An 11,056-nucleotide genomic window follows, 5' to 3' on the forward strand; every position below is an offset into this window, starting at 1 on the left:
TTGTTTATTTACGTGTAACAAGATATGATGATCCCTGCTGGGGATCGCTCAGTATTGTGTCAACAAAGTAAGAGGATTTTTCTCTGTATTAAAGAATAAAAATTTAATTTGTTCGTCTAAAAATGTTGTTTAGCAAACCCAGGGGTGCACGGTTTAATTGTGCAAAAACTTGGAATTTAAATCGACATGCTAATTTTTGAATTTCTTTGGATAACATCCACGATTAGTTCTTTCTTTTCATTGAGTGAAAAATTACCAACAAATTTTACGCCGAAAGTATTACCAGCGAAAGTTTCAACCAATCTGGGTAAATTGGTCAGTAAGCACCGTCCATTGTTTATACTTCCCCAGGGAAAAGTATTGAGTGCAACGTTGCTACCTACAAGGTTTTTAAGAATTGATTGGAACAATCATGACAGTGCCACCAACATAGAAAAGCCACGTAATTCTCAAAGACAGACAGTTAAAAAAAGTAAAAAAGAGCTTTGTAGTGCTGGGCAAGAGATAGCATCACAACAGCCAATTTTTAGAAAATCTAGCGGTTGGACATCTGGAACCATCATCAACTCAAGTTCTCCTAGCCCAGATTTTTTTACCCATAAAATTCTGCGATCGCTACAAGATTTCTTCCGTTTTACCAGTCCTGTAGAACAGAATTTGATCTCTGCTTCCTTACCTGTAGTAGTTGTCCATCGAGACCAAAGTAACTATGAAATGTGGGTAAATAACAGTTTAGTTGCTACCTTACCTACAGAAAGGGCAGCAAAGTCAATGCAACAACGCTTGACTAACCTAGCGAAGTTACCCAACTTAGACGCTAATCAATTACGACCCGCTTTAGTTGATGGTATACCTGCCCTAATGGCAGGTAATCGCTTTTTATGGGGGATTGAAAAACAAATCTCCAATAGATTCCATAAGACTGGTGAATTGTTAGCAATTGAATGGATTAACAATCTGCGTTCAGCTTTTAAAGCACCAACATTGACCCTCGTAGAGGGACAAAAAGAGATGTATGGTGTCAGTCCTTCTAGCAGAAAACTATCTGGGTTAGCGTCTTGGTATGGAGGCTATTTTCATGGTCGTTTAACAGCAAACGGCGAGATATACAACCAAGATGAATTGACAGTAGCCCATAAAACTCTGCCTTTTAATACCTATTTGCAGGTGAAAAATCTCCACAGTGGCAAATCTGTGATTGTCCGAGTCAACGATCGCGGCCCTTATATTGAACCCAGAAGCTTAGATTTATCAAGGATTGCAGCCCGTTGTCTTGGTAGTGAAATAGCTGGAGTCGTACCCTATGAAGCGGTAATTTTGCAAAGCAGTCAACCCAAAATGACTTTAAAAGCTTCTACTCTCACCAAAGCAAAACCCAAGCCAGTGAGACAACTAGCATTAGTATCGGAATTTTAATCGCCTCTAGATTCTTGCTAGCTACTGATGGTTGATTGCTAATAGCCGATTGCATAAATAGCTACTAGCAATTACCATACCTCTGTTATCAAAAATTAAATGCTATTAAATGAATAGCCACAGGTAAAACGTTATGTCAGTAACGCAGCATCTCCAGGGCTTTGGGCATCATTTAATTCTCGGTGTCTCCGGCACGACATTAAGCGACGACGATAAACGTGCACTTAGTGAATTAAAACCTGTTGGGGTAATATTTTTTGCTAAGAACTTTCTAGATAGCGCTGCTTATGAAATTTGGTTGCAAAGCTATAGAGAGTTAATCGACCAAATTAGACAATACGCCGAACGTGATTCTATGTTTATTACCTTAGATCATGAAGGCGGTCGGGTGGTGCGTACACCTTTACCAATTACCCGATTTCCCTATGCTTCGCTGTTACAATCGCGATCGCGTCAAGTAGCTAAAGCCACCGCCGTAGAACTCCAATCCTTGGGAATCAATATATCCTGGGCACCTGTAGCAGATATTTATTCCCATCCACAAAATCCTGTGATTGGCCCGCGCGCCTTTGGTACAACTCCCGAATCTGCTGCTAACGGCGCACGGGAATACTTTTTAGGACTGCAAGAATCAGGAATTCTTGGTTGTGCTAAACACTTCCCCGGTCATGGAGATACTAGTAAAGACTCTCATCTAGAACTACCAGTACTTGATTTGACAGCAGAAGACCTGCGAAATCGCGAACTTCTACCTTTCAAAACTCTGATTGAGGAACAGGTACCTCTGGTGATGACAGCCCATATCCTATTCCCGAAAATAGATCCGGATGTACCAGCAACACTTTCGCAACGCATTCTTCAAGGCATACTCAGGGAAGAACTGGGTTTCAAAGGTGTGGTAGTGTCTGACGATTTAGATATGAAAGCCATCTCCGATATGTTTATGCAAAAAGGGACTGTCGCCAAAGCTGTAAATGCTGGCTGTGATTTATTTATTGTCTCCCGTAATATCAACTCATCATCTTTAGAACGTACCTATTACATCGCCCAAGATTTTGCTGACTCCCTGAGTAACGTTAGCCTCGACCCCGCAGTAGTCGCAGCAGCAAAAGACAGAATCGATAAATTACTAGCGATCGCACCTCAATATCTTGTCCATACTTTGGATAAAGATACACTCAAAGAACATACCGAATTAGCGATCGCTTGTTCTTTCCAAGAAGTTGGATGATTCCAGAGATAAGACAAATCGATTGACCTTTAAATCTTCTTGTAGAGACGCGATGAATCGCGTCTCTACAACTACGTAATATTTTGTAACAATTATCTAAGTGTGGCTGTAAAGCTTATCCTGTAATAAATTGGACTTTTATCGCTTCCCACAAACTCAGCAATATTGTAAAAATTTCCTGTTGATTATTTAAAGCTTTGATAAATGATACAGATTGGCATACTTAGATCGTATCAAGCTAATCGCAGCATTCAATATCAAAATCTTTACATGATAAAGGTTTTGACATTCTCGGCTAGTCCATTAGTTCATATTTGTGTGATTCCATGAAAAAACACATAGTGCTACTAAATACCGTTGCTAAAGAGGTACGCAAATGGCAACGGCAATTTAGTAATAAAACTTTGATGCTTGTGTTCTCTGGTTTAGGTTTTGTCCTAGCGCTGCTCTTGGCTCAATTCTCAGTCGGATTTTCTGGTTGTTTTATGGGGATTTGCCATAATTCCAACGTCGGACAAGCCGCAACCTTATCGCAAATTCTCTATATTTCACCGCAAGGTGCTGGTAAGCGTGATGGTAGTAGCGCTCAAAATGCAGGATTACTGACTGATTTACCTGCATTTGTTGGCAGAGTGCAACCAGGCGGTGAAGTGAGGTTACTGACTGGAGTCTACAAGTACAGTGGGAATATTCGCATTGCTAGTGGCGGATCTGCTGGTAAACCGATAACCATCCACGGAACTGATGCATCAGGAATTGAAACATCCATGCCAGTTATTGTAGGCGATCGCTCCAGCCCATATCAGGCTCCTCCATTAGGAAAGACGGGTAACAGTCTCTTTAATCTTCTTCCTGGTGCTAGTTACCTGACTTTCCGTAACATTCATTGTATGAACCAGGGTAATGGTTGCTTTGTGTTTGCTGGTACTAAAGGTGATGTGACTATCGAAAAAACCAAAGCTACCAACGTCCAAAGATTCATTGAACATGATCCTAGTGGTTCATGGGATTTAGCAAATGTCACCATCCGCAATGCAGATATTCAAGGCTACTCCAAAGGAGCAATACGTTTTGGTAAATCTAAGCCTAGTAACCAAGCTGATGCACACAATATCCTGATTGAGCAAGTTGTTGGAGACTCACAACGCCAAGATGGCGACAACTTTTGTATGGGCGTGCATCTCCGTGGCGATGTGCATCATGTGACGCTGCGGCGAACCACTATGAATAACTGTCAACAGACTCTCTCTAGCAAAGACTATTGGAATGGAGATGGTTTTACCGCAGAGGCTAACGTCTCAGATATTAGATTTGAAGATACGAGCGCTGCTGGCAATACTGATGGTGGATACGACATTAAAGCGAAAAATACTGTGTTAATTCGTGCCAAAGCCACAGATAACAAACGTAACTTCAGATTTTGGTCAAAAATAGATGTTCAAGACTGTGTCGGTATAGAACCTCGTTGTCGTGGAGGTTCAGGTTGTTTAGCACAAATCCATGCTACGGAGTCAGCTGATGTCACCCTGACTCGCTGCACCTTGAAGTCAACTAATCCCTTAACTAAGGTTTTCCAATCTGATAAAAATGCCAAAATCACAGTTCAAGGCGGAACAGTTCAACATCGAGGTATCCTCCAAAAAACAGAAGGCTCGCAAAATTTGATCAAGATGAGCAGTGTGAAAGTGGAAGTCATGTAACTATGACATATCAATAGAGGCATAAAGACTCTCATTACTCTCTTCAGGTTGTGAAAGTTACATTGATGAATTCATTCAAAAATTAACAGTCTCCTTACCGAAAATAGAGTTACGAAAATAATTTGAGACGGCATTACTGATTTAAACGAGTGTTGGTTAAATCAGTAATACCGTCTCTTTTTTTACGTTAATCGAACTCAGCTATTCTTGCTACTTGCTGATTATAAAGATACAGTAAAGCCATATAATATAAACTTTTGTTTATGCTTATGTTAATAATAACAATAAGTAACCAAGTACCAAATTGGCTAAAGCATGAATAGCAATTTTAAAGCTTTTTTAAAAAATATTTTTCTATATTATGAGCAAGTTACAAACTCTAAATTTTACCATTTAAGAGCACAAACAAATGGTATGTTATTACCACTTGTCTATAAAAAGATTTACCAACTTTGTTTGCGATTACCCGATCTCGATATTATCGAAGTTGGTGGTGCAGCAGGTACAGGTAGTATTGCGATTGGTTGGGCGATAAGAGATAGCCAAAAAAAATCTAAATTGATTGTAGTTGAAAAGTGCCAAGGCGGTACTCGGACTGATGTTGGTGGCTATGCGGAAAATCTAGAATTAATTCAAAAACATTTTGAAAATTTTGGCGTATGCGAGCAAGTGCGCCTTTTTCCACAAGAACTCACTTTTGAGAATGGACAAGAAGCGATCGCACTAATTAATACCCCCAAAATTGCTGCTTTCATACATGATGCTGATGGACGCATCGACCGCGATTTTTACTTATTCTGGCCGCTACTGCAACCCGGTGGATTGATTATTGTCGATGACTACGCTAATGAAGCCAAATTTCAGCCAATTAGCGATCGCCATCCCCAAGGTGGTGCTAAATCACTAATCACTTATCGTCTACTAAATCAAATGATTGAATGGGGACTTTTTCAAACTACTTATAAAGTTGGGAAAACTATTTTCGGTATTAAGCCGCATCATGCCGATTTCAGTCGCTTTAACCTAGAAACTTGCCAAAAGATTATTGCGGAAGTCAACAACGAGCGCAGCAATTATTTAGAGCACCGTGAATTAGTTTTAGCGAGCAGATAATTTGTCTTTTTTGCAACATTAATCTTGTTAACCTGATGTACATTAATAAATGCACATCAGGTTTTTTGTATTTTGATAGTGGACTACTATCAAAATTTGTACGCTCAACAGCTTATATCATTCTCTATTCTTCCCTGTATTTCCAATACTGCTCGGTTAAGGATTTTCAACTCGGAATTGGGTTTGGGGAAAAGGTTAAAGGGTAAGGGTTAAAGGTTTTTTCTTGCCCTTTTTCCCCTTCCCCTTTTACCCTTAACCGACAAGTATTGCCTGTATTTCCTCATACCAATTTTAAAAAAGAATGCGACAGATTGTAGGGGCACGGCAGTGACCTCTAGAATATTATTAATTTGTCGCAAACATTATTTGATTTGGTATCAGAGTCAATGTTTTAGTTAATGAATAAGCTTGACTTTATCCAATTAAACAATGCACACATCTATACGGATAAAACTATCAGTATTCAATCAGCAAATGCCATTGCAAAATTTGGTTTTGGTTACATGAAAAATCCCTAAATTATTCATGGACAAAAGCCACATTGTATAGTAGCAATTTAACTGCTTGTCTGAGGTATGGCAATTGAAATAATTGGATAAAGTCGAGTTCAGACCTTTAGCTAATCAAAAACCTGAAATACCTGAAGCTACGGAGAAACCTTCAACAGTTATACCAGCATTAGCTATTACATTAGATTTATCCCAGGATACGAGTTCAAAAGTACCTTGGGTAACGTTACCAAGCGAAGTTGGAGTAAAGCGGAGAATATCACTACCTTTACCATTGATGACAACACCATTGGCACCAGGAACGCTAAAATCTCCTTCGGTACTTAAGTAAATGTGTTTAATAACACTGTTATTGCCATATTCAATCCAAAAAGCGTCTACATCTTCGCTAGAACTAGATAAACCTACATCAGAACCATCAAAAAGCAATGACCAGGTACCAGCCGTATTTTCGCCTGTACTACTAGGTTTGAAGAGTAGTAAATCTTCATCTCCACCCTTTAAATCTCCATTAGACCCTGGAACTGTATAAGAACCAGTTGTACTAATTACCAAACCACCATCCGGAGCAAACGCGATTCCATCTATATCCTCGTTGCTGGTATCTAAACCTACATCTGAACCATCAAAATAAAGTTCAAATTTTCCACTGGTATTCTCACCCTTGGAGGTAGGAGTAAACTTGACGATATCTGAATCATCTACCTTTAACCCACCAGGCAAAGTGGCAGGGTTATTGAGAGCAAATAAAATAGAGCCATCGTTATTGATGTGAAAATCTCGTATGTAGTATTTGCTTGGATCTAAGCCTACATCCGAACCATCGAAATACTTAGACCAGGTTTGCTTACTCTGGTTGTAAGCTAAAATGTCTACCCTATCAGCATTTACTCCTCCAATAGTATTGTTGCCGCTGACTTTACTGCCTACAAAAATAGTAGCTTGTGGATCGAATGGTGATGGATTACCGCCACCAGTACCGCCACCAGTACCGCCACCAGTACCGCCACCAGTACCGCCACCAGTACCGCCACCAGTACCGCCACCAGTACCACCACCGGAACCGTTACTATCTAGTAAAAATTCGTAAATTCGACCGTCATTTTGACTTGAATTATTATCATTATCAACACCGCGATCGACTATATAAAGGCTTCTCTTAGAAGAATCCTTACTATTAGGCGCAATGGTTATACCAGCAGGTTTAATTGGGTTCGCCTGTGAAATATTAATTTTCTGGACAAGGCTACCCGAACTAGTCACTTCATACACATAATAAACTTTCTGTTTATTTTCAATCTGAGGACTAGCTACCAAAAACAGATTTCCTGTAGTGGGGTCTTCCGTAATCCCTTCAGGGTCTTTAATTCCTAGAGATTCAGTATCAAATCGGCTAACTATTTGACCGCCGGTGGTATATTGATAAACCTCTGCATTAAATCCATCAACTACCCATAAATTACCTGTTTTGGTGGAGAATGCTACGTCTTCTGCATCAGGCTTAGAAATTCCGGAGGGATTAACATCAAAAGAAGTTATCCGATCATCCGATGTATTATATTTACCATCGTTGCCGGGATCTACTTGAAAAATTTCAGCCTGATCATCATCAGAAATATACAGAAAACCATTTTTTGGATTATAAGCAATCCCTGTTGGTTCATCAGAAAAACCTGCTGCCACGTTTGGTATTTTCGTCGTGGTCAAAGTGTTCTGTAACTGACCTGTGAGATTGATCTCAAAAATGTTTTTTCCCTTGAATACATCATCTATTTCTTCTACTTCACCATCACTAATCAACAATGTTTTAGTGTTAGGGTTATAAACAATCCCCGAAGGATCGGGACTGTCTGGAGAAAATCTAGTGTAAATAGTTTGTACCAGTTCTGCCATTGCTTTTTTTGATGAAATTATTTTGAGTCAAACAGCTTGCTTGTAACTTGATCAAGCAGTTAAAAATTTACGCACCAGACAAATTCAGGATTTTGTGAATTTACTAAAAGTTGTCATTTCAGGCTGCGTAAATCATCTTTTGATGACTTACATAAATCCTTTTACAAAGTGTTGTTACAGCGTATCAGCTTGCCACTAGATAGAGCTTGCTAAAACAGCAGCAAAGAATCACATTGAAAATCCTGAACGCCATACGTTCAACATAGTTTTTACGTACTGTCAATGCGTAAACTCTAGTGTTAATATTACATCTATTTAATACTCTGATATACGTAAAATCAAATACTTTTTTATAAAATTCATTTAAGCTTTATCAAAGATTTATATTTAAAATATCTATGCTTAATATGTTTTTTACACGATAAATATAAGGCATATAAAAATTATTACTGAAGAGCGATAAGATAGAATTTATCCAAATTGCTCTACGATGTAAAAAAATCTTAAGGCTAAATATTTGTTTTTTGGAGAAAAATAGAATATTTTATAACCTCAATTCAGCCTAATTGGTTGATCATGAGAGTCGTGAAAACCGAATGCTTGAAAGGATAATGTTAACAATTTAGATATTTGAAATTTTTAAAATTTATTATCAAGAATTACTATGGCTTGATTTTACTAAATTAAATAATACCAAACTTCTTTTTTGCTATACATTAATCATATTTGGTATAGTTTGGATGATTTCTATCAATTAGGTTGGTTTTGGTTACAAAAATGCTTATAGTCTTGATAGATAAAAGCCAAAATATATGGTAGATGCGAAGAAATTGACCGCTAGCCTTGTAATTGAGATTAGGTAGTCAAGTTATACCAATTAAAAATTCAGCAATGTACATTATCTAGTGGTTTTGAAGTTTGCATATATTGCTAAATTTTAGAGAATTGGTGTTACGTCAACGTAATTAAAAACCTGAAAAATTTGGGTTAACGGCAAGACCTTCAATAGTAGAAGCACCTAGTCCATCGAGTCTGGTTATCAGTTCAAAACTACCTTTAGTATCGTTACCAAGTGAGGTAGGAGTAAAGCGTAGGATATCACCAGCACTACCAGTAATGGTCTTACTATTATTGGTAATGCTAAAATTGTTTTCGGTGCTTAGATAAATGTATTTAATATTCTTGTTAGCATCATAGTCTAACCAAAAACTATCAATATTATTACCCTTGAGACCTACTAGAGAACCATCAAAAAGCATTGTCCAGGTACCAACTGTCTTGTCTCCTAAAGTACTGTTGAACTTGATTAGATCTTCACCCGAACCAGTTAGTTCTGTACCAGATGCTCCAGGAACTTTAAAACCATTCCTGGTACTAACTACTAAAGCACCATCTGAATCTATAGCGATTCCATCAATTACCTCACTTTTGACTCCAGGGTCTAATCCTACGTTAGATCCATCCAAATAAAGTTGAAATGTGCCACTAGTTTTGTCACCAGTTGAAGTAGGGCTAAACTTGATGACATCGTATTCATCTGCTTTTATCCCACCTGGTAATGTAACGCTTTGATTAATAGCAAACAAAATTGAGCCATCACTATTGATGTGAAAATCGCGAAGACGGACATCTTTGAGGTTTGAGCTGCCACTGTTGAATACATCCGAACCATCGAAATACATAGACCAGGTTTTTGTATTCTGGTTGTAAGCTAAGATGTCTTGTTTATCAAAACTTACTCCTCCAAAAGTATTAGTGGTGCTAGTGCTAGCACTGTTAGCCACAAATACAGTTGTGAATTTAGAGTCCAATGATGTGCTACTGACTGATGTTGTTGTACCACCTGATGTCGTACCACCCGATGTTGTTGTATCACCTGATGTTGTGCCACCCGATGTTGTTGTACCACCCGATGTCGTACCACCCGATGTTGTGCCACCTGATGTTGTACCACCTGATGTTGGCGTACCACCTGAGGTTGTATCAGGGGTTGGATTGGTACTACCATTACCATCTAGTAAAAATTCGTAAATTCGACCATCATTTTCATCAGGATGATCGTCATTATCAAGACCACGATCAACAATATAAAGACTTCTCTTGGAAGAATCTTGACTATTGGGTGCAATAGTAATACCAGCAGGTTTATTGGGATTTGCTGCGGAAATATCAATCTTGCTGACAAATTGACCTGTATTTGTCACTTCAAATACATAATAAACTGCTTTACCTGCCTCAGTTATTGGTCTACCTACAAGAAATAAATTCCCAGTCAAGGGGTCTTCCACAATTCCTTCGGGGTCAAGAATTCCTTGAATTCCTGGTGTTGTATCAGAAACATCAATTGTAGCTGTATCAAATTGACTAACTAATTGACCGCTAGTAGTAAATTGGTAAACCTCTGCATTTAAACCATCAACCACCCATAAATTACCTGTTCTGGTTGAATATGCAACGTCTTCTGAGTCAAACTTACTATCACTGAGCTTAGTACTGAAATAAGTCACTACATCATCTGATGTACTGTATAGTCCATCTTGTCCGGGATCTACTTGATAAATTCTATTCCTGTCATCATCAGAAATATAGAGGAAACGATTCTGGGGATTATAAGTAATCCCTGTTGCCTCTTGCGTAAAATTCATGCCATTTAAATTATTATCCACATAACTACCTGTCAGAGTAGTTTCAAACAGGTTTTTTGAGACGAATCTAGTTTTCATCTCATCTACTTCGCCATCCGCAATAAACAGGTTTTGCAAATGGTCAATATAAACAATCCCTGATGGATCTGGACTGGCAACTATTAAAGGATTGGATTCAGAAATAGGAGGTTTGAACTGAGAAGTGTAGATAATCTGTACTAATTGTGCCATTCTTTTTGCTGTTGAAATTCCTGTGGATACAATAAATTGATTGGAGATTTAGCGTTTTCCAGGCTACTGAATTACACAAGAACCTTTTATATAGGAATCCGATTTGATTATTGAAAAATCTAAGTATGTATAGGGTGTGTTATCACGAAGTGTAACGCACCGTATTCTCAGCTTTGGTGCGTTGCGCTACGCGACAACACACCCTACGTCTAGTTCAGAAATCAAATATGAATCCTATATGAAAATAAGTATCTTGCAAAAAGTACTTCACTAGATTGATAAACGCTATAGCTTCATGTTCAGAACTTACGCAATACA

Annotated in this window: 6 protein-coding genes; 4 read left to right on the plus strand and 2 right to left on the minus strand. The window is 38.4% G+C overall.

The window, feature by feature from the left end; genetic code table 11:
• The first annotated feature begins 186 nt into the window (after positions 1-186).
• The 4 genes from HG267_RS05975 to HG267_RS05990 all read left to right on the plus strand — a co-directional run bounded on the left by HG267_RS05975 (position 187) and on the right by HG267_RS05990 (position 5,460).
• Complete coding sequence (locus tag HG267_RS05975; protein ID WP_045871597.1) at positions 187-1,416, plus strand: septal ring lytic transglycosylase RlpA family protein; 1,230 nt, start codon at positions 187-189, stop codon at positions 1,414-1,416.
• Positions 1,417-1,549: 133 nt separating this feature from the next.
• Positions 1,550-2,647: a beta-N-acetylhexosaminidase gene (gene nagZ / locus HG267_RS05980; protein ID WP_045871598.1), complete on the plus strand. Its 1,098-nt coding sequence runs from the start codon at positions 1,550-1,552 to the stop codon at positions 2,645-2,647.
• A gap of 326 nt (positions 2,648-2,973) precedes the next feature.
• Positions 2,974-4,347: a hypothetical protein gene (locus HG267_RS05985; RefSeq protein WP_045871599.1), complete on the plus strand. Its 1,374-nt coding sequence runs from the start codon at positions 2,974-2,976 to the stop codon at positions 4,345-4,347.
• Positions 4,348-4,761: 414 nt separating this feature from the next.
• On the plus strand, positions 4,762-5,460 hold the full coding sequence (locus tag HG267_RS05990; RefSeq protein WP_168160996.1) for a class I SAM-dependent methyltransferase: 699 nt from the start codon (positions 4,762-4,764) through the stop codon (positions 5,458-5,460).
• A 623-nt stretch (positions 5,461-6,083) separates the two neighbouring features.
• Here the strand turns inward: HG267_RS05990 and HG267_RS05995 are convergent.
• Complete coding sequence (locus tag HG267_RS05995) at positions 6,084-7,862, minus strand: hypothetical protein (protein WP_052335262.1); 1,779 nt, start codon at positions 7,860-7,862, stop codon at positions 6,084-6,086.
• A 965-nt stretch (positions 7,863-8,827) separates the two neighbouring features.
• On the minus strand, positions 8,828-10,738 hold the full coding sequence (locus tag HG267_RS06000) for a hypothetical protein (protein WP_052335263.1): 1,911 nt from the start codon (positions 10,736-10,738) through the stop codon (positions 8,828-8,830).
• Between the last annotated feature and the right edge of the window lie 318 nt (positions 10,739-11,056).

The sequence above is a fragment of the Tolypothrix sp. PCC 7601 genome (genome assembly GCF_025677855.1).
Taxonomy (GTDB): Bacteria; Cyanobacteriota; Cyanobacteriia; order Cyanobacteriales; family Nostocaceae; genus Aulosira; species Aulosira diplosiphon.